The following is a 20,654-nucleotide window of genomic DNA, read 5'->3' as shown; positions in this document are numbered from 1 at the left end:
CGTCATCCTGAGCGAAGCGAAGGATCCTTCGTCATTCTCGCATTGATCATCGGCACGAGGGAGTTAAGGATCCTTCGACTCCGCGCTTCGCGCTCTGCTCAGGATGACGGGGAATCGGTTTCCGTCATCCTGAGCAGAGCGCGGAGTACGTTTCTTTCGTCATCCTGAGCGTAGCGTAGCGGAGTCGAAGGATCCTTAATTTCCCCCACCATCCCGTCACACCGCGTACAAGCCCCAGAAGGCCAGCGCCGCGCAGATCATCGCCGCGCCCATCGCCGTGGTTACCGTGGTTACCGTGGTTGTCGCGGTCATTGAGACAGTCGCGGTACGTAGCGCATCCCGCACGCGCAGCAGCAGCCATGCCCATGCCATCGCCAATGCCGCGCCCAATGCGCGCAACGCGATCCATCCGCCATCGAACAGTGCGGGATTGTCCGTTAGTCGCATCGCATCCATCGAAACCAACCCCAAGTAGCCGAGGGTGACTGCCAATGCCGCCGTCGTGCCTCCGCTCAGAGCCCACAGGGGCGCGGCTAGCCCGATCGACCTGCGCGGGCGCCGATCCTCTTGCCGCCCTCGCAGCCACCTGATCGCTGCCGCGATGCCCCCGGCCAGCCCAGCCAGCATCAGCAATCCCAAACCGCCGGCCATCAGCACAACCAATTGCGTGAGCGATCTGATCGACAACGCCCCCGAAGTCATACCGTTCGCGGCGGGCACGGCGAACAGTTGGTCGGGCTGGACTCCCGCAGCCATGGGCGTGGTCCAATCATCCGCTCCGGTTCTGGCCGCGACGCCCTGAATCCAAGCGGCCACGTCACGCGCGTAATCGGGATCGAGTTGCTGGCCGGGCGCTGGCAGCATGGAGCCCAGACGCATCTGGTGGTTGACCGGGTAGTAGCGCAGCGTGACGTTGCGGTTGCCGGATCCGTTCGCCGCCCGGTCGCGGATCTCCTTCGCGCCCTGCTCCAGGGGCATCGAGGGGTCGAGCGTGCCGTATGCCACCAGTGTGGGCTGGGTGAGTCTGTCGAGATACGGCATCGCATTGAAATCCGCATAGTTGAATCGGACTAGAGAAAAGTCCAGCAGGGACAGCTTCTCGATGTTGTCGGAGACCTCGTCCGGCACGTCGGCCATGGCGAAGTATGTGCGCGCGGCCATCGCGGTCATCTGGCGGCCTGAATACACGGGCGCACCCGCGATCACCGAAAACGCAATATCCGGCCGTTCCGCCGTCATCACCGCGCTGATCCACGTGCCCTCGGACTCCGCGTACACGCCGGTCTTCGACGGATCCACGCCAGGCAGCGCGCGCAGGGCATCGAACTCCTGCTCGTAGTCATGAGCCATGGCAACGTAGTCGCGGTGCATCAGCGAATAGTTGTCCAGCCGCTTGTCCGGCACCATCGTCACAATGCCGGCGCTCGCCAGTACGGGAGCCAGATCGCCATACGCCTCGCTGGCATCGTCGGTTCCCGCCCCATGCAGCATGATCATCGCGGGACGCCCGCCCGGCGCGCCCACCGGCTCTCGCACGATCGCGTTCACGCTCACGCCGGCGGCCAGTGGGATGGTGATCGTCAACTCGCGCACCTGATACGTGCCGATCGGCGTTCCCGAACCAGAATGGCTGGAGGCGATCGACGTGTCCGCGGAGGCGAGTGCGATGTGGTCGTCATACGGCTGCAGTCGCCACGGAGGCGTCATCAACGCCCCGATGATCGCCAGAACCACCCAAACCGCCACGGCCACGGCCACCAGCCGCGCTGCTTTTGCCATTCGCCTCATGCTTCCACCCTAGCGCGCGCGATTGCGTGCAGTCGCGGCTGATGTCCCCCAAACGGGTGCGCTATGCCAACGCTACGTCTCTGCGCTATGCTAACGCTACGCCAGCTGGGCCTCCGCCTCGTCCAATCCGCTGAAGCCTCCCAGCCGAACGGTGTTGAGGATCGTCTCCTCGGTCAGATTCGTGCCGGCCGCGCGCTTGGCCGCGATCATCGCCTCGTACAGGCCCAACGTGCGCTCCGAATACGTGCCGAGTTCGCCGCGCAGATATGTCTCGAACGACGTGGCCTGTGGCGTGTCCTCGGCGGTGGTGAGCACGCGCATCGCCTCGCCCAGACGGGGGTAGCGCGACCGGAAATCGGCGGCCCACGCCACCTGCTGGGCGATGATCGCCTCCTGCCGGGCCACGCGCACCTCGGAAAGGCGTGGAATGTACGGCTCGATCGTCTCGCGGTACTGTTCGGGGGCCGTGGAGGCCATCATGCGGCCGTACTTCTCGGTGATGAGGTTGCGGCCCACGCGATCGGCCTCATCCAGATCCTCCGCGTAGCTGCGCTGCAGATCGGCCGGCCACGTGAGGAACTGACTCAGCCGCATCTGGTGGAACACCGGCCAGTTGCCCTGGCAGGACGCCCTGCCGCCCTCGTTGTTGGTGTCCTGGAACTGGTTCCACTCGTGCCGTACGATCGCTTCGGTCAGATCGGCGGCGGCCTCGCGGGCCTCGTTGGCCTCAATAGTTTCGTTGGTCTCGTTCACCATCGTCGCGCAACCTTCCTTTCCCATGTTTGCCTCCTCCTCACAGGCTCCGCAGGGCCGGATCGGCGCTCTCGATGTGTTCCTCCACGTACGGGCGCTGCCATTCCAGGAACGTCTCGGACGAGGTGGTGAGCCCCTCGCGGTTCAGCGTCTTGACGATTTCGGCGCAGATGTGCTCCACGGTCTCGTTGATCTTGGCCGCCGCGGGAGCCGCGCCCTTGCCGCCTTCTCCGAATCCGGCGCCGCCGTAGCAGGCCGCGGAGCCGAGGCGCATCACGGTCTCCAGCTGCTCGGGCACGTCGCCCAGCACGGTGGCGATGCGGCGCGACAGCTTGCGCAGGGCCGCGAAGCTCCACTTGTAGTAGGGCAGGTAGCCCACGGACACCGGGTTGTTGAGCAGGAAGACCAGCGACGAGGTGGCCTTGACGAACTCGCCGATCGACAGCCACGCGGCCGCGCCGTCGCCGCGCTTGAGCATGCGGGGCAGGTTGTATTGGCCGGCCTGTGCGATCATGCCGAGGCGGCGGGAGATGAGCGAGACCTGAACGTCCTGCGGCATGAGCTTGAAGCCCTGGCGCACCTTGGAGAAGCGGCCCAGCGGATCGGTGAAGATCTGGCCGTTGGTGGCGGCGGCCAGCGTCGCCTCGTCCAGCATGAGCCACTCGTGCGGGGCATCCTCGGCCGGAGCCTCGGGGTAGCCGGTGATCGACGTGAAGAACTGCCCGATCTCGAATACGCCCACGCGGCGGCCGGCACCCTGTGCGCGGGCGGTCTGCTCGCGGGGGCCGTAGCCTTCGAAGGTCTGGGGGAGGGCCTCGTAGTCGGCCTGGAGCTGCTCGCCGATCTTCGCGTAGTCCTCGGCCGTGAGCCACAGGCAGAAGCCGGGGCCGAAGTCGTGATCCTGAGAGATCTCGTCGTCGAAGCCGTAGCATTCGGAGCCGTGGCCCACCAGACCGGCGGCGATGCGGCCCTTGTACTCCGGGTACTTCTCCTCGATCAGGGGCTTGCCATACGCCTCCCAGTAGGCCTTGGCGAGCTGCAGGCCGGTCATCGGCTTGCGGTCCAGCGTGGCGGCGATGTCCGCCTTGGCGGCTTGTTCATCCTCAAGCAGGGAGTTGGCGGCGGAGACGGGCGTGTCGGCGGCGGGGCCGGTTGCGACGGCCGGCGTTGCGCCCAGCGCGCTCGTATCCGCCGGGCGTTCGGCGTTGCCGCCTGCGTACGGGTTCTCGTCCGGCACGCTCATGCCCAGTTCGCGGGCCGCCTTGATCGCGTCGTTGAGGTTCGATTCGGTGACGCGCCAGTAGTCGTTGTCCGTGCCGTAGCACTCCTCGATCACCGCGAGCGCGTGGCGGTAGGCGTCCACCGCATCCACGAACAGGGAGGTGTGGTAGCAGACCTGCGCATAGCCCGCCAGCGCCGAGGCATAGTGCGCGCTGTGCTCCAAGTGGCCGTCGCGGTAGATCTCCAGAGCCTTCTTGGCATGGGCCGCGGCGCCTTCGGTCTTGTCCTCGGCCAGCAGCGTGAGCGCCAGATTGGTGTGCGTGGAGGCCACATCCAAGTCCTCGTTCGCGTTGGGGGAGGACGATTCGAGGATGCGCAGGGCCTCGCGCAGTTCCGCCTCCGACTTATCGAGCCGCTTGGTCTCGCTGTACAGGATGGACAGGTTGTTGTGCAGGGCGGCAAGGCGGCGATCGGTGGGATCGTAGGTCTTCAGGGCGGAATCAAGCGCCTGGCGGTACAGGTCCTCGGCCTGGTCGTAGCGGCCGGCGGCGCGCATGCTGGTGGCCGCGTTGATCAGCGTGGTCGTCCACGCCTCGGTGCCCTCGATGCCCATGCGCGAGGCGAGCTCCAGCGCGCGCTGGACCATCCACTGGTTGTCGTCGTGGCGGGACTGCGAGCGGTAGAAGCCCATGATCTCGTTGAGCACGGTGAGCTGTCCGGCGTCGTCATGCGCGTTCTCCGCATCGGTCAGTCCTTGCAGCAGGTAGGGCTCGGCCTTCTTCGCCTGCTCATGCGCGTCGAAGATCGCGTCCAGACCCTTCAGAAATGAGTTCGCGTCGAAATGATCCGCCATGTCAGCCTCCTCGGTGACTTCGGTGAAAGCAATATGTTCCATCAAACAGTCTAGGCTGGCGTGGCGTTTGCGGGTTTGGGGTTTTGCCCCGGGGCGTTGTGATCTTGCGCACAGTTGCGGGGCGGGTTGGTTGGCGGCGGGTGCGAATTGGGATGCGGCGTGCCCTTCCTGTGTCTCTCCCTGTGTCTCAAGACGCTACCAATTCCGGAAATGGATGCGATTTGAGATGCGGAGCCCCCTCCCGTGTCTCAAGACGCCGCCAATTTCGAGAATGGGTGCGATTTGGGACAAAAGAGGCTTCTCCCGTGTCTCAAATCACCACCGTTGCTGGAGATGGATGCGGTTCGAGACGCGGCGTGCCCTTCCTGTGTCTCGAACCGCTACCAATTCCGGAAATGGGTGCGACTTGGGACGCAAAGTCCTCTCCCTGTGTCTCGATTCGCTACCATCGTTGGAAATGGGTGCGATTTGGGACGCAAAGAAGCCTCCCTGTGTCTCAAACTGCCACCATCGCGAAGGTTTGGCGGCAATACGAGACACAGAGAGGCTTCTAAGGCTTCTGGGGAGGTTGCGGTGAGGCTTCCAGTGAGACGCCCGCAGGCTTCCGCAGGCACCCGAGGGGCCTGCGGAGATGGGGGTCAACCCACCTTCACCTCGCGCATGCGCTGGGCTGCCTGGGTGTCGGTCTCGCAGCGCCACGAGTAGAACGCGAGCAGCCCCACGGCCAGCACCGCCAGCGGCACGCCGCCAAGTCCGGTGAAGCGGTAGTCCATGTTGAACGAGGTGAGCATCGCGCCGCCCACGATCGAGCCGACCGCATTGCCGAAGTTGAACGCCACCTGCACGGCCGCGCCCGCGATCAGCTCGCCGCCGCCCTGACCGGCCTCGGTCATGAGCAGCTGCTGCGGCGCGGAGATGAAGAACAGGCCGAATGCGATCCAGAACGTGAGCAGGGCCGTGGTCCATCGGCCACCCGGCAGCAGAACCACCATGACCAGTCCGGTCAGCGAGATCGCCTGGCCCAGAGCCGCGGTGCCCGCGTGACGCCAGCGATCGGTGATCTTGCCGCCGATCTGGCCGCCCACCACCATGCCGAAGCCCGCCAGCATCATGAGCAGCGGCACCAGATCGCTCGGCCAGTCGCCGGTGCGCTGCAGCCACGGGGAGACGTAGCTCCACCAGCAGAACACGCCCGCGTTGCCGGTGAACACCGCCGCAAGAATCACCCAGGGGCCGCGGTGCGTGAGGAACTTGAACTGGCCGGCGATGCCCGCATCCTTGATCGGCGGCACGAACGGGATCCAGACGGCGGTCAGCACGATCGTCATGGCGGCCCAGGCGGCCAGAATCGCGAACGCGAGGCGCCACGACATGAACTCGGCCATCAGGGTGCCGGCCGGCACGCCGAGCATGTTCGCCACGGTCTGACCGGTCACCATCGCGGCTACGGCCTGTGCCTCCTTGCCCTTCTCCGCCAGGGTCTTGGCGATCAGCGTGGCCGTGCCGAAGAACGCGCCATGCGGCAGGCCGGAGATGAATCGCGCGACGATCAGCATGGGCGCGTTCAGGGAAACGGCGGACAGCAGATTGCCGACCAGCGCAATGGCCATGAACAGGATGATGAGGTTCTTCGGCGGCACCTTGCGGCCGAAGACCAGAATCAGCGTGCCGATGCACACGCCGATCGCGTACGAGGAGATGAAGTGACCGGCCGTGGGGATGTCCACGCCGGTGGCCGCTGCCGTCTGCGGCAGGATGCCCATCATGACGAATTCGGCGGCGCCCAGGATGAACGCGCCGGCGGCCAGCGCGAGCAGGCTTTTCTTCATGGTTGTCTCTTCCTTGGATATGGTGATTGTTCGCAAACAAACATGCGCGCATGTACGATACACAATACGATACGCATCGAGGGTATCTCGGGGTTGCAATAAAAAACCGGACCGTTGAAATTTCAACGATCCGGTTCTGTTGGTCGGGCTGGCGGGATTTGAACCCGCGGCCTCTTCGTCCCGAACGAAGCGCGCTACCAAGCTGCGCTACAGCCCGTTTGGCAACGTCCGTTAGCTTACAACATGGTTTCCAAAATGCGCAACACGGCGTGTCGCGGGGCTGATGGGGCGGATTTCGGGGGTGTTGACTACATCGGCAGGCGTGCTTGCAGCATCCACTGGTCGTTCTCGATGGATGCCTTCAGCTCGCCGCCAAGATGTTCGATCGTCTTGCGGTGAAGTCCCAGACCTCGTCCGGAGAATGATCGCGCATAGTTGGCATTCGCCGCAGGGCCGGTCTCGTTGGTTTGCGTGATGACGATGCGTCCGTTGTCCGCCGTGATGAGGATGCGGTAGTAGCAGTGCTCCGCGCCGTGGGATGCGATGTTGGTGTACAACTCGTCAATCAGACTGGCGCATTCGTCGAGTGTTGTTTTGGTAGTGCTGGTGAAATCGCCCGACATGATGCTTGATCCGCGAAAGCCTAGATCGTGCAGACGATCGTCTCCTGCCGTCAGTCGCGATTGCAGGCTTGTTTCGAGCGTTGCGGCGTCTACCGGGCTCTCGGTTGATTGGTCGGATGAATGGGGTGTGGTGCCCGCGGAGGGGGAGGAGAGGATATCGATTACCGCGTGGACGTTGTCCAAGGTCTGCTGGGCGGTCGCTTCGATCTTCGACCAGGCTAGATATTCGTCGGAATTTCGATCAAGGGTCTCCATGGTCTGCTGCGCTGTGAAGGCGATATAGGACAGTCCGCCCGTTACGGTGTCGTGGGTTCGGCTGGCGATTGCGTTGTCGCGCTGCATAATCGCCATGCGGCGGCTTGCTTCGTGCAGGCGTATGTCGCGCTCGCTCAGGGATTTGATGAGTTTGCGGTTGATGCTGACAATAAGCGTCAATAGCCAGTATGCGATATATAGCACAGCAAGCGGGACTGTGGACCATAGTGCCCATTGAGCATGCGTTGCTGAGTAAATGATGAGTAGCGCATTGCCTGCGATTGGGACGACATATCCGCCAATGATAGCGTATATGTGATCATTGTCCACAATTTTGGAGAGCAGACGTTCTCCGGTATCCTTGGTTGATTGGGGTATGGTTTGATTGTAAGGCTTGCTTGTTTTATCGCCACGTACAAGTCGAACAATATAGATTGTCCTGTTGATAACGAAATACAGTGCATAGACGATCATGAAACATGCGGCGATGGCAGCGGCCCAGTCCTGATGTGTCTGTGAATAAATGTATCCAGTAGTAAGTGCGATCAGTAGCAAAGGAAGGGACTTTGCATCGAATCGGCGTTCATGTTCCAGATCTTCCTTGTTGAATAGTTCGTCTCGGAATTCCTTAAGGACGCTGCGATACTTATTATTTCTTGATGGCCTGTTTGTTCCACTCATGTGGGAGTCCTTTCGTTGTATTTCAGGATACTCTCATCAAAGACCGGCATGATTCGGCATGCAACTGCCATGTCACCTAGATGTGCGACAGAAGAGAATGATGAGCTGGCTAATTTGGTGTCTATGGCTTTGTCACCTTTTCGGGTGTCACCTAACAAGATGTCATTTCTATTGCTGCATGATTTGATCAAATATAGATTAGTTTGTGTCAATGTTCAAAAGGATGTTGATAAGTTACTGAAAAAAGAGGGTAATTATGAATAACTATATTAAGCGTTCTGTTGTGGCTATGACTATTGCTGCATTGCTTGTGGGAACTGTTGCTGTAGGTACTACTCAAGCTGAGGAACCTTTTTGGGTCTAGCGTAATTGCTGTTGCAGATATCAATTCTGAAATTGACAGACTGCAGTCAAAGCTTCCTATGGATTTGCAGGATGCCTTTACTGAGCTGAGCAATGAGGAAGATCTTACTGAGCAAGATCAAATCGAGATCCTTCGCATTCTGGCAAATGAATCTGATGAGCAAGAAAGTCAAACGCGTGGCAAAGTAGGGACGGTTGCCAAAGCGTTGAGAGTGGTGTCCAAGATTTTCAAGGGTGCGAAGTGGATCGCGAGGTTGGCTGGTTATTTGGACGATGCCAGCAACTGGAGCCAAGGCAAGATCAGGGATTTCTTGATTAGTGTGGGTGTTAATTCATCCACGGCAAATACCGTTGCGAGGATCGTCATTGGCATTCTGCTGTGAGATTGGTACAGTAAATGCCTTGACTGGCGAATTTCGCAAGAAGCACCGAGAGTGAGGATGTGGATGGCAAGTGTTGGCGTGGTGGACAACGACGAACTGACGCTTATGGCATTGTCGGGTTATCTGGCCGGGCATTTTGGCGAAAAGGCCGTGCTGTGGAAGTGCACATCTGGACGCAAAGCTATTTCCTTGTGTATGGATAACGCATCACGGCCGGACATACTGCTGTTGGATATGTCGCTGTCCGACATGTCCGGAGTTGCGGTTTGCCGCGAGCTGCGCAGTCGTCTGGGAACCATGCCGATTCTCGCCATCACATCCTTCCCCCTTGACCAGTACGCTGCTTCGGTGGCAGAAGCCGGTGGTCAGGGAATTGTGGCCAAGCGCAACCTCATGCAGATCGGTCGGGCGCTTCTGACCGTTGCCCGGGAAGGTGTGTGGGCCGATGGGGCATTATCGGAATCGGAACGATCCGCTTTCGAACGGGTCTCTGTAGCCCACGCACGTCTGGAAGGTGCCGGGCTTTCGTCCCCGGTGGCACTTTCCGAGCAGGAGGAGATGATCATGTCGCTGTTCGCCAAAGGACTGGGCAATGGCGAAGTCGCCGAGCGCATGGGCATATCGGAGAACACCGTGAAAACCTATGTACGGCGTGCGATGGCCAAGCTTGGTGCGAAAACGCGCAGTCAGGCCATGGCCGAGTGGATCTCCCGGAAGCTTGATATCTCCATGTAGAAACTTCCTGACGGACAGGAACTGATTTCTCCATAGGTTTCTGCTCTGCGTGATTGGCTGATTGCACGGCCGTGTATCGGCCGCTCGCTACACTGAGGCGTTATGTGTGAAACCCAAGAATCCCAAGTCAATGAGGAAGAAAACGCCGTTCCCCAGATGACCACCGTGGAACGTGCCGAGATGCTCCTGAAGCAGGACGAGACCATCCGCGAGAAGATCAACGCCGGCGCCACGCTGGACGAGGCCGTCGACCCCTCCAACAAGGAGTTCGGCCCGCTCGCGCACCCCGAACAGGTGCAGATGCGCGTCGCCAAGCGCGCCATGATGCTCAAGGACGGCCTGCAGCCCTACCCGGTGCATCTGGACGTGACCGCCACCATCGAGGAGGTCCGCGCCAAGTACGACGGCAAGCTCGAACCCGGCCAGGAGACCGAGGACATGGTCGGCATCGCCGGCCGCATCCTGTTCCTGCGCAACGCCGGCGGCCTGTGCTTCGTGCAGCTCGCCGCGGGCGACGGCACCAAGATCCAGGGCATGATCTCCAAGAAGGAGATCGGCGCCGACTCCCTCAAGCAGTTCAAGCAGCTGGTCGATCTGGGCGACCATCTGTACCTCAAGGGCCGCGTGATCTCCTCCAAGACCGGCGAGCTGTCCGTGTTCGCCACCGAGTGGGCCATCGCCTCCAAGGCGCTGCAGCCCCTGCCGGCCCTGCACAAGGACCTCAACGAGGACACCCGCACCCGCAAGCCGTACATCGGCATGATCGCCGACGAGAAGATCCGCAACATGGTGCGCAACCGCTCCAAGGCCGTGGCCTCCCTGCGCCACACCTTCGCGAGCCATGACTTCCTCGAGGTCGAGACCCCCATGCTGCAGACCATCCACGGCGGAGCGGCGGCCCGTCCGTTCACCACGCACATGAACGCCTTCGATCTTGACCTCTACCTGCGCATCGCCCCGGAGCTGTACCTCAAGCGCTGCCTGGTGGGCGGCATCGACCGCGTGTTCGAGATCAACCGCGACTTCCGCAACGAGGGCGTGGATGCCACGCACGCCCCGGAGTTCACCATGGTCGAGGCGTATCAGGCGTACGGCACGTACGACACGATCGGCCAGCTCGTCAAGGAGCTCGTGCAGACCACCGCCATGGACGTCTACGGCTCCCACAAGGTCACCCTGCTCGACGGCACCGAGTACGACTTCGGCGGCGAGTGGAAGACTATCAGCATGTACGACTCCCTGTCCGAGGCTCTCGGCGAGGAGATCGTCCCCAACGGCGGCCCGGAGCATCCCGGCACCTCCGTGGAGCATCTGGGCGAGATCGCGGACAAGCTCGGCGTGGACCGCGACGAGGTGGAGAACCACGGCAAGCTCGTGGAGCACCTCTGGGAGCACTTCTACGAGGACAAGCTCTACGAGCCCACCTTCGTGCGCGACTTCCCGGTGGAGACCTCCCCGCTCGTCAAGGGCCACCGCTCCAAGCCCGGCGTGGTGGAGAAGTGGGACCTCTACGTGCGCGGCTTCGAGCTGGCCACCGGCTACTCCGAGCTCAACGATCCGATCGTGCAGCGCGAACGCTTCGTGGCCCAGGCCAAGGACGCGCTCGCCGGAGACGAGGAGGCATGCGACATCGACGAGGACTTCCTCGAGGCTCTGGGCGTGGGCATGCCCCCGGCAGGCGGCATGGGCATGGGCATCGACCGACTGCTCATCGCGCTGACCGGCGCCACGATCCGCGAGACCATCACGTTCCCGCTGGTCAAGCCGCTTGTCGGCTGAGCCGCGTCCGGCCGCTGTGGCACGGGATGCCGCGAACCCTAACAAACCAGTGAAAGCGCTCCTTCCGGGGCGCTTTCGCCGTAGTGGCGCCGCTGTGACGTTGCAGTGGCGCCATCGTGGCGTTCCCCAGTAGACTGATGACATGTCTCTGGAATTGTGGATTCAGGGTGCGCGCCCCAAAACGCTCCCATTGGCCGTCTCGCCGGTTCTGGCCGCCTCGATGGGCATGTGGACGACCGTGATCCACGGCGCGTGGGGAGACATGCGCATGACTCGTCCCTGCCCGGTGATCGGCGGGCGGCCTCCGATCGACCCCAGCGGCAACTACGGGCGTTGCCTGACCTCGCCCGGCTGGTACGTCGCGGTCACGCTGCTGTGCCTCGGCGTGGCGCTGTTCCTCCAGATCGCCGCCAACTTCGCCAACGACTACGCGGACGGCGTGCGTGGCGCGGACGAGTCGCGCGGTGGCAGCGAATCCGCCACCGGCAAGCCGCAGCGGCTCACCGCCTCCGGGCTGGTGCCGGCGAACCGTGTGCTCGCCGCGGCCGGCGTCAGTGCGGCGCTCGCCTGTGTGTGCGGTCTCGCCGTGACCGTCCTGACCGGCCACTGGTGGTTCATCGCATTGGGACTGGTCTGCCTTGCGGCTGGCTGGTACTACGTCGGCGGCCGGCATCCCTACGGCTATCGAGGCTGGGGAGAAGCGGCCGTGTTCGTGTTCTTCGGGCTTGTCGCCACCTGCGGCACCTCCTACGCCCTGTCCGACAAGGTACCGTTCCTGGTGGTGTGGATGGCGGCGGCGCTTGGCTTCGTTGCCGTCGGCGTGCTGTGCGTGAACAACCTGCGCGACATCGACGACGACGCGCTTCACGGCAAGCGCACGTGGATGGTTCGGCTGGGTCGGAAACGCGGTACCGTGCTCGCCGCCGCCATGCCGGTCGTGGCCGGGGCGATGTTCGCGCTCTCCTATGCCACGCGCAATCCGATCAATCGTGCGATGGGGGGTGCCTCCCTGCCATGCGGCATAACCGCCGATGGACGGACGGCGTGCCCCGTCGTGCCGCAGACCGACATTGCGCTGGCCGCCGGCTGCACGGTAATGCTCGCCGTGGCCGTTGTGCTGTGCGTGATCCTGCGCAGGGCGCTGCTCGGCCGGCGCTACCGGGCGGCACTGCCGATGGCGTCGCTGCTGTCCCCGGCGCTGGCGTTGGGCTTCGGATTGCTGTATCTGATGGGCGCGTGACGATCCTGTGCGGGAGCCTGTCGATGAACCGTCGGCAAACTGTCCACGAACGTCCCCGAAACCCTCGATTTTGGCCGTGCCGGACGCTAGACTGCGAATTATGACTTACAAACTAGTACTGCTCCGTCACGGACAGAGCGCATGGAACAAGACCAATCAGTTCACCGGCTGGGTGGACGTCCCGCTGACCGAGCAGGGCGAAGCCGAAGCCAAGCGCGGTGGCGAGCTGCTCAAGGAGAAGAACGTCCTGCCGGACATCGTGTTCACCTCCCTGCTGCGTCGCGCCATCAACACCGCCAACATCGCCCTTGACGCGGCCGATCGCCTGTGGATCCCCGTCGAGCGCAGCTGGCGCCTCAACGAGCGTCACTACGGCGCTCTGCAGGGCAAGAACAAGACCGAGATCCGTCAGGAGTACGGCGACGAGAAGTTCATGCTCTGGCGCCGCTCCTACGCCACCCCGCCGCCGGAGATCGATCCGGACGACCAGTACGCGCAGAACCACGACCCGCGCTACGCCGGCGATCCGGTTCCAGAAGCCGAGTGCCTGGCCAACGTGGTCGACCGCGTGAAGCCCTACTTCGAGTCCGCCATCGAGCCGGAGCTCCGTGCCGGCAAGACCGTCCTGATCGCGGCCCACGGCAACAGCCTCCGCGCCATCGTCAAGATGCTGGACAACCTGTCCGAGGATGAGATCGCCAAGGTCAACATCCCCACCGCCATCCCGCTGCTGTACGAGCTGGACGACGACTTCAAGCCGATCAAGCCGCGTGGCGAGTACCTGGACCCGGAGGCCGCCGCCGCCGGTGCCGCCGCCGTCGCCGCCCAGGGCCAGAAGTGAGCCTTGCCACCCACTAGGTGAGTGGTTTTAGAGGGGCCTCTCCATGGATTGAACCGTGGAGAGGCCCCTTTCTTGTGCGTCGCTGGTTCACGCAATGCATGGGCGTTCATTGCGTGAACCAGAGGCCTTGTGCGGTTTATCCAAGGTTTTCTTGAGATTCCAAGCTTTTGCTTGTTCTGATATGGGCGTTCTTGAGCGGTTTTCAGTTCACGGAATGAAGTGACAACCCATTGCGTGAACTGGAAGTGCTCGCGCGCCGAAAATCCGCGCATGGTACCCTTGAATTCAACATTGGTTCCACTTGGCAGGGCTGCCGGGTGGAGGATCTGAGGAGTCGTCATGGTGGTCATGGTCGAAGAGGGCCGCTAATCCATACGGGTTGGATTGCGAGGTGTATTGCGCCGCGTTCCCGCGGATGTACGCCATGCGGAAGCATGCCGTTTCTCACTCCCTCGCATTGCCGTGTTGACGATGCCGCCGCCATTCCGCAGAATCCGGACGGTGGCGTTCTCTTCTCGTCATGATCGCCTGTGCGCGCATTCGCGTCCTCGCGTTCGACCACGACCTTTTCCATGAGCCGGCAATCCGCAAGCCGGAACCGTTTATGGTCGCCGGCCGATCTCCCAGAAAAGAGACCACAATGTCCTCCAACCCTCATAACTCCGGCACTCCTACGACCCCTTCCGTCCCCGTCAAGCCGGACATCCCCAAGTCCCTCTGGCGGACCCCGCATTACGCCGCATGGTTCACCGCGGACACGGCCGATGTGTTCGCCGACGCCATGCAGACCTTCGCGCTGCCGCTGATCGTCTTCCAGGTTTCCCAATCCGAGTTTGTCGCCGGCGCGCTCACCACGGCGGCCATGGTCACCATGATGATCCTCATGCCCATCGGCGGTGTGATCGTGGATCGGCACGATCGTCGCGCGCTCATGATCGGTCAGGGCATTGGCCAAGCCGTGGTGGGGGCGGTTCTCGCGATCTGCCTGATCACCCATACGCTCACCGTGCCCGTGCTGGTGGTCGCGGTGCTTGCCCTTGGCATGATCTCCGGCCTGCTGGGTGCCTCCACCGATGCGATCCTGCGCTCGCTCATTCCCACCGAGCACTTCGCCAAGGCCCAGGCCGTGCGCGAGGGACGCGAATCCGCGGTGGGGCTGACGTCCAGCCCCGTTTCCGGAGCCCTGTACGGCATCGTCGCCTGGGTGCCGATGGCCGTCTCCGCCATCGTCTCGCTGATCGGGGCCGCATGCTCCGCCCTGCTGCCCGCTCACGGCGTTGAACGCGGAACGGAAGACGGCATCACGGCTCCGGACCCGGACGGCGCCACTGATGGCTCCGCCGCATCCGCCGCCTCCGACGTCGCGTCTTCCTTCTTCGCGGATTTCGCGGCCGGCTGGCGTTGGACGCTCACCCGCAGGACCCTGCCGTGGATCATCCTGTTCGGCGCCCTGCTCAACATCAGCTTCGCGGGACTGGAAACCGGCGCGCAGCTCAAGCTCATCGCCGACGGCGTGGGCGGCCTGCGGATCGGTCTGATCTTCACCGGCATGGGCGTGTGCTCGCTGATCGGCGCGTTCCTCGCCGGCAAGGTGGCGGACCGACTGCCCGTGGGGTCGACCGTCATCGCCGCCACGGCGTTCAACCTGTGCTGCTTCATTCCGCTCATCTTCAGCGCCGGCTATGCGACGATTCTCGTATGCCTGTCCGCGATCGGCCTGGTGATGCCCACGCTCAACGCCGGGCTGTTCGGCTTCATGTACGGTCGCACGCCGGAGGACATGCAGGGGCGCGTTTCCTCGGTGTTCGAAACGCTGGTCGGGCTGCTCGGCGGGTTTGCGCCGATGGCCGCCGGATGGGCGCTGCAGTACGTGCCGGGCGGCTTCACCGTGGTTGCGGTGGTGACCGTCCTGTTCGGCGTGTGCGGTCTGCTGATCGCGGTGCTGTCGCCGATCCGCCTCATCCCCGCGTCCGCCGACTGGGAGCGGTTCGAGGTGTGACGCTGGGCCTGATCCGAGCGTGACCGCAAGGCTGGCCACAAGGCGCAATGCCTGAACATGCGAGAAGGCCCGGAACACAGTCGAATTGACGTGCGCTCCGGGCCTTCCCCGTTGCAGCTAGATCGGATCAGCTAATGATTGGACCCGAATCAGTCGATGTCCGTGCCCTCGTCCGGACAGGGCTTCTTCGAAGGGTCGAAGCCGGAGACGATGTACACCACGCGACGGGCGGCGGAGACGGCGTGGTCGCCAAGGCGCTCCAGGAAGCGGCCGGTGAGCACCAGATCGATGAGGTGCTGCTTGTCGCCGTCGTAGTTGTCCGCGAGCATGATCTCGAAGGTCTGGTGGTGCAGCTCGTCCAGCGTGTCGTCGTCCAGAATGATCTGCTGGGCGACCTGGGTGTCGCGATCGGCGAGCATGGCCGGCAGGCGGTCGGCGGTGGTGTTCAGGAACTCCACCATCTTCTCGACGACCGGGCGGGACTCGTCGGTCAGGGCGGACTGCGGGTAGGTGCGACGGGCGGTTTCGGCCACGTGCTTGGCCAGATCGCCCATGCGCTCGAAGGTGGCGGCCAGACGCAGCGTGGAAACGACCACGCGCAGATCGGTGGCGACCGGGTTCTGCTTGGCCAGCAGCTTGACGCACTGGTCGATGACGCTGGATTCGAGAGCATCGATTTCGATGTCTCCGTCGATCACGGTCTGAGCGGCCTCGACGTCGGAGTTCAGCAGAGCCGCACCGGCTCCCTTGATCGCCTTGCTGACGTCCTGCGCCATGCGATCGAGGTCATCGGCGACGGCCTTCATCTCCTCGTTGAAAATAACGCGCATTATGAGCCTTTCCTCTGATGGTTTACAACCTTAATCATTGTATTAGCTGGGGCCGTTGTACGCCAACAAACCCGTGAAAAGAAACCGGGCGTTGGCTGAAAATTCACCGGGCTGTTCATCCCCGATTCACCTTTGCCGCGCTTGCGATTCGGCCTTGCTTCGGCCTTGCTTCGGCCTTGCTTCGGCCTTGATCTGGACCGCCGCGCCCATGAAAGCGGTTCCGTTTGCGTGAGTGCCATTGCCTGTCGCGGGCCTCACATCTGACACAATGGAACCATGTCGAACAATGGAATGTCCGTGGTCATCTTCGTGGTGTTCGGCCTGATCGTTCTGGCCGTAGCCGTTTTCGTGGGATTCGCGGTGATGGGCGCCGCGCGTGACCGCATGGTCGAAAAGACCGGGAACGTGCCGGTCTCCAGCATGCTGGAGACGTGGTGGCACGGACTCGCCAGGCGGTACAGGGACGATCATCAGGTGGAGGAGACGCCCGACGACATCGATGACGAGACGGCCGCCCTGCTGGGCATGATGCCGATCGCCTCGATCGTGGTGGGCAGGGACGGCGAGGTGGTTCGGTCCAGCCCGGAGGCATATCGGTTCAATGTGGTGCGCGATGACGCGATCGTGGACGAAACCGTGCTCAAGGCCGTGGATGAGGTGCGGCGCACCGGGGGCAGGACCACGTTCGATCTGACCACACAAACGGAGTTAGCCGATGTGGCCCTCACCGTGCCGGGTGGCGGCACGCCGGCCTCCGCCAAGGTGCAGGGCGTCTCCCGCCCCAACTGGCTCAAGGTGTCCGTGGGCCGCGTCGGTGATTTCGTGGTGGTCATGCTCGATGACGTGAGCGATGCCGTGCGCTTCTCCCGCACGCGCGATTCCTTCATCACCAACGTGTCCGAGCAGCTGCTCCAGCCCACGTCGGCGTTGGAGAAGCTGGCCCGCGATCTGGAGGTCAGCGCCTCCGACCCCGAACGCATCGCCGCCGACGCCGGCGAGGTGCGATCGGCCAGCCGCCGTCTCAACCGCATGGTGTCCGATCTGCTGCTGCTCGTCAAGGCGCAGGAGCAGATCGTCCCCTCCAGTGCGAACCGTCTCAGCCTACTCGCCCAAGTGCGCGATGTGGCCGATCGTCTTGCCCCGGTGGCCAAGGAGGCCCGCGTGAGGCTTTCGGTGGGCGGCGATCGAGACCTCACCGTCAATGGCGACGGCGATCAGATCCGCATCGCGATCACCAAACTTGTGGAGAACGCGATCGGCTATTCCCGGGACGGCGGCACGGTGAGCGTCGGCGTGTCCAAATCGTCCGATGGCCGCCATGCCGTGGTGCGCGTGATCGATCAGGGCACGGGCATCCCCAAGGAGGACCAGGAGCGGATCTTTGAGCGCTTCTACCGCGGTTCGACGCAGACCGACCGCACGCGCGACGGCATCGGACTGGGGTTGGCGATCGTCAAGCATGTGGCGCTCACCCATCACGGGTCGGCGTCGGTGTGGAGCATGCCCGGCTCCGGCAGCACGTTCTCCTTCACCCTGCCGCTCGCGCAGTAAGGCTGACGGCTACTTGCCCAGCCGGCGGTAGTCCCAGCGGTGGAAGTGCTCCCAGATGAGCATCATGATGCCGATCACCGTGCCCGCCACGCACACGATAAGCGGCTGCATGTTCGTCATGTCCAATGCGAGCAGGATGGTGACCACGACCAACGCCACGACCCACAGGGCGGTGATGGACAGGAATGCCTTCTGCAGGTCCACCTGGATGGGCTTGGGGGCGGACTTGCGTGCCGCGGGATCAAAGATTGGCGCCAACTTCATAGACTTCACCTTACTCCATCGGTAGGCTGTTGGCTGGCGACGGTTCCAACCCCGTTGTCGGTTGGAGCGGCGCAACCGTGGAAACCGCCCCCGAACACGGTGAAAGGAGCCTGCGCGTGATCAGCATCGAGCCGGTGCCCAAGCATTATGCGTGGGGCTCCCATACGCGCCTGCAGGACCTGTTCGGCATGGAAACCGGGACCCCGTTGGCCGAGATGTGGTTCTCCGGCCATGCCAGCTCACCATCCCTGCTGCGCATCTGGGACGGCCGTGCCATCGCGCTGGACGAGGCGATCCGCACCGACCCCGACTTCATGGTCGGTCCCATGTCGTCGCACGTATTCGGGCCCGTGCTGCCGTATCTGTTCAAACTGATCTCCGCGTGCATTCCGCTGTCCCTGCAGGTCCATCCGGTGGGCTTCGAGGCGCGCGCCGGATACCATCGCGAGCAGGTCGCCGGCGTGCCCGCCGATGCGCCGGAGCGGTCGTTCAGGGACATGCTCGCCAAGCATGAGATGGTGGTGGCGCTCGAGCCGTTCCAGGCGGCCGTGGGCTTCATGCTGCCCGATCTGGCGGCGCAGGCGCTCGCCGCGGTGGGGGAGCATCCGCTGGCCCTTCGCATGATGCGCGCGCTCGCCGGCGAACCCGATCCGTTGGCGGATGCGATGATGCCCGAGGCGGCGATCGCATGGCCGCCGGCGCATCGGCGCATGTTCCGCGCATTCCATGCGGCCGTCACCGCACAGAATTCCGCAGGGAGGGGACTGTCCGCGTTGCTGGAGGCGGCGCGGCTGAGGGCCGCGTCCGTTGGAGGGGTGCCGTCCCGCATCGGCATGGCGATCGACAACGCCTGCAAGGCCGCCAGAGCGTTTTCCGATGATCCGTCCGCCCTCGCGCTGCTCATGATGAATCCGGTGCGATTGGATCCGGGCGAGGCGGTGTTCATCCCGGCCGGCGTGCCGCACGAGTATATCCGCGGCACGGGTGCGGAGATCATGACCAATTCGGACAATGTGCTGCGTGCCGGCATGACTGTGAAGCGCCGGGACATCCCCAATTTGCTGCGTAGTTTGGATTGCCAGCCGTCCGCGCCGATCGATCCGCAGACTTGCCTGCAACCGCCTACGTCCGCACCGTCCGCAACGGTGCCGTCCGCGACGCTGTACAGGCCGCCCGTGGATGAATTCATGCTCGCCTATGGGCATGTGGGCGATTGGCGTGTGGGCGATGCGGGGTTGGCCGCCAACGAAGTGGTTTCAGGGGATGCGGGGCTTCCCCAAGGCCCCCGTGTGCTGCTGTGCTGCGAGGGCCGTGTCCGATGCGCGGACGGTATGGGGGAACGGGCGCTGGAACGGGGTGAGGCGGTGTTCGTGCCTGCGGGGGCCGGTCGTCTGGATATTGGCTCCGACGCCGGCGCGACCGGTGCCTATCTGCTCGCCTCAACCCCGTTCTGAAGCGCGTTCAGCGCGATGATGTGCGCGTTCTACAGGTGCTCCACAACGTAGTCGACACACTGCGTGAGCGCGGCCACGTCGGCGGGCTCCACGGACGGGAAGACGCCCACGCGCAGCTGGTTGCGACCCAGCTTGCGGTACGCGAACGTGTCGTAGATGCCGTTGTCGCGCAGCAGCGCCACCACCTGCGAGGCGTTGATCGATTCATCCAGATCCACGGTCACCACCGAATGCGAGCGGATGGCCGGGTCCGTGACGAACGGTGTGGCATAGTCGCTCTTCTCCGCCCAGCTGTACAGGATCGACGCCGACTTGGCGCAGCGCGCGGTGGCCCATGCCATGCCGCCGTTGTCGTTGAGCCAGCGCACCTGGTTCTCCATCATGATCAGCGTGGCCACAGAGGGCGTGTTCAGCGTCTGATCCTTGCGCGAGTTGGCGAGGGCCGTGGTCAGTGAGAGGAACGGCGGCACCCAGCGGCGGGCGCCGGCCAGCGAGGCCGACTGCTCCACCGATTCGGCGCGCTCCACCGCGGCGGGGGAGAGGATGGCCACCCACAGGCCGCCATCGGAGCCGAAGGCCTTCTGCGGGGAGAAGTAGTAGGCGTCGGTCTCGCGCACATCCACCTTGAGCGCGCCGGCGGCACTGGTGGCGTCGATCAGCGTGAGGGCGCCCTGCTCCACGCTGCCGGGTACGCGGCGGATCGGCGCCTCGACGCCGGTGGAGGTTTCATCGTGCGCCCAGCAGTAGGCGTCCACGTCGTCCGTGTACTCGGGCAGACGGCAGGTGCCGGGCTGCCCCTCGAAGATCACCGGAGCCTCGAGGAACGGGGCCTTGGCGGCCGACTGGGAGAACTTTTTGGAGAACGAGCCATACACGCCGAATGCCGCGCGACGATTGATCAGCGAGGCGCAGGCCACCTCCCAGAACGCGCTGGCGCCGCCGTTGCCCAGAGCGATCTCGTAATCGTCCGGCATGGAGAAGAAGTCGGCGAGCCCTTCGCGGATGGAGGCGACCAGATGACGCACGGGCGGCTGCCGGTGGGACGTTCCCAGCAGCGTCCGGCCGCCGGCGACAAGGGCGTCGACCTGTTCGGGGCGGATCTTGCTCGGTCCGGAACCGAAGCGGCCGTCTTCTGGAAGCATGGTTTGGGGAATCGTCAGTTCAATGGTCATGGCATCAGATTAGTCAGGTAGCTGGCTCTTATACACATCT

General features: G+C 63.5%; 16 protein-coding genes and 1 tRNA gene. 8 read left to right on the top strand and 9 right to left on the bottom strand.

Going from position 1 to position 20,654, the window contains the following annotated elements; genetic code table 11:
* Nucleotides 1-216: 216 nt before the first annotated feature.
* From EMO90_RS03810 to EMO90_RS03785, 6 genes are all read right to left on the bottom strand, one after another.
* A complete protein-coding gene (locus tag EMO90_RS03810) occupies nt 217-1,779 on the bottom strand; it encodes an alpha/beta hydrolase family protein (protein ID WP_150354933.1) in 1,563 nt (520 codons plus the stop codon).
* A gap of 105 nt (nt 1,780-1,884) precedes the next feature.
* Nucleotides 1,885-2,544, bottom strand: a complete 660-nt coding sequence (locus tag EMO90_RS03805; protein WP_150354946.1) for a DUF4125 family protein — start codon at nt 2,542-2,544, stop codon at nt 1,885-1,887.
* 37 nt (nt 2,545-2,581) lie between these two features.
* A complete protein-coding gene (locus EMO90_RS03800) occupies nt 2,582-4,657 on the bottom strand; it encodes a DUF4037 domain-containing protein (protein ID WP_150354932.1) in 2,076 nt (691 codons plus the stop codon).
* A 596-nt stretch (nt 4,658-5,253) separates the two neighbouring features.
* Nucleotides 5,254-6,444, bottom strand: coding sequence for an MFS transporter (locus EMO90_RS03795; RefSeq protein ID WP_150354931.1), 1,191 nt, complete (start codon nt 6,442-6,444; stop codon nt 5,254-5,256).
* A gap of 140 nt (nt 6,445-6,584) precedes the next feature.
* Nucleotides 6,585-6,661 (bottom strand) — tRNA-Pro (locus EMO90_RS03790).
* Nucleotides 6,662-6,752: 91 nt separating this feature from the next.
* Nucleotides 6,753-8,003 carry a hypothetical protein gene (locus tag EMO90_RS03785; RefSeq protein WP_150354930.1) on the bottom strand — a complete coding sequence of 417 codons (1,251 nt, stop codon included), beginning with the start codon at nt 8,001-8,003 and terminating at the stop codon, nt 6,753-6,755.
* Between the two features lie 422 nt (nt 8,004-8,425).
* Here EMO90_RS03785 and EMO90_RS03780 point away from each other — a divergent pair, with 422 nt between their 5' ends.
* The 6 genes from EMO90_RS03780 (at nt 8,426) to EMO90_RS03755 (ending at nt 15,343) form a co-directional block, all read left to right on the top strand.
* Complete coding sequence (locus tag EMO90_RS03780) at nt 8,426-8,749, top strand: hypothetical protein (RefSeq protein WP_150354929.1); 324 nt, start codon at nt 8,426-8,428, stop codon at nt 8,747-8,749.
* A gap of 63 nt (nt 8,750-8,812) precedes the next feature.
* A complete protein-coding gene (locus tag EMO90_RS03775; protein ID WP_190972102.1) occupies nt 8,813-9,484 on the top strand; it encodes a response regulator transcription factor in 672 nt (223 codons plus the stop codon).
* Between the two features lie 102 nt (nt 9,485-9,586).
* Complete coding sequence (lysS, locus tag EMO90_RS03770) at nt 9,587-11,263, top strand: lysine--tRNA ligase (protein ID WP_150354927.1); 1,677 nt, start codon at nt 9,587-9,589, stop codon at nt 11,261-11,263.
* Nucleotides 11,264-11,405: 142 nt separating this feature from the next.
* Nucleotides 11,406-12,503: a 1,4-dihydroxy-2-naphthoate octaprenyltransferase gene (menA, locus tag EMO90_RS03765; RefSeq protein ID WP_150354926.1), complete on the top strand. Its 1,098-nt coding sequence runs from the start codon at nt 11,406-11,408 to the stop codon at nt 12,501-12,503.
* Between the two features lie 100 nt (nt 12,504-12,603).
* Nucleotides 12,604-13,344, top strand: a complete 741-nt coding sequence (locus tag EMO90_RS03760) for a phosphoglyceromutase (protein ID WP_150354925.1) — start codon at nt 12,604-12,606, stop codon at nt 13,342-13,344.
* A 640-nt stretch (nt 13,345-13,984) separates the two neighbouring features.
* The gene (locus tag EMO90_RS03755; RefSeq protein ID WP_190972101.1) at nt 13,985-15,343 is read left to right on the top strand and encodes an MFS transporter; all 1,359 of its coding nucleotides are present in this window, start codon (nt 13,985-13,987) and stop codon (nt 15,341-15,343) included.
* A 149-nt stretch (nt 15,344-15,492) separates the two neighbouring features.
* Here EMO90_RS03755 and phoU read toward each other — a convergent pair whose 3' ends face one another.
* Nucleotides 15,493-16,173, bottom strand: coding sequence for a phosphate signaling complex protein PhoU (phoU, locus tag EMO90_RS03750; RefSeq protein ID WP_150354923.1), 681 nt, complete (start codon nt 16,171-16,173; stop codon nt 15,493-15,495).
* Between the two features lie 420 nt (nt 16,174-16,593).
* On the opposite strand from phoU, the gene EMO90_RS03745 reads away from it, so the two are divergent.
* Nucleotides 16,594-17,724: a sensor histidine kinase gene (locus EMO90_RS03745; protein ID WP_395952832.1), complete on the top strand. Its 1,131-nt coding sequence runs from the start codon at nt 16,594-16,596 to the stop codon at nt 17,722-17,724.
* A 9-nt stretch (nt 17,725-17,733) separates the two neighbouring features.
* On the opposite strand, the gene EMO90_RS03740 is transcribed toward EMO90_RS03745, so the two are convergent.
* Entirely contained in the window at nt 17,734-17,988 is a 255-nt protein-coding gene (locus tag EMO90_RS03740; RefSeq protein ID WP_150354922.1) for a DUF2530 domain-containing protein, read from the bottom strand.
* Nucleotides 17,989-18,104: 116 nt separating this feature from the next.
* On the opposite strand from EMO90_RS03740, the gene manA reads away from it, so the two are divergent.
* Nucleotides 18,105-19,442 (top strand): mannose-6-phosphate isomerase, class I, encoded by a 1,338-nt coding sequence (manA, locus tag EMO90_RS03735; protein ID WP_150354921.1) that lies wholly within the window; start codon nt 18,105-18,107, stop codon nt 19,440-19,442.
* 29 nt (nt 19,443-19,471) lie between these two features.
* Here manA and serC read toward each other — a convergent pair whose 3' ends face one another.
* Nucleotides 19,472-20,614, bottom strand: coding sequence for a phosphoserine transaminase (gene serC, locus EMO90_RS03730; protein ID WP_150354920.1), 1,143 nt, complete (start codon nt 20,612-20,614; stop codon nt 19,472-19,474).
* Nucleotides 20,615-20,654: the final 40 nt, after the last annotated feature.

It is taken from the genome of Bifidobacterium vespertilionis (assembly GCF_008698145.1).
Lineage (GTDB): Bacteria > Actinomycetota > Actinomycetes > Actinomycetales > Bifidobacteriaceae > Bifidobacterium > Bifidobacterium vespertilionis.
Note: the sequence above shows the minus strand (reverse complement) of the source record. Positions and strands in the feature narration are given on the sequence as shown.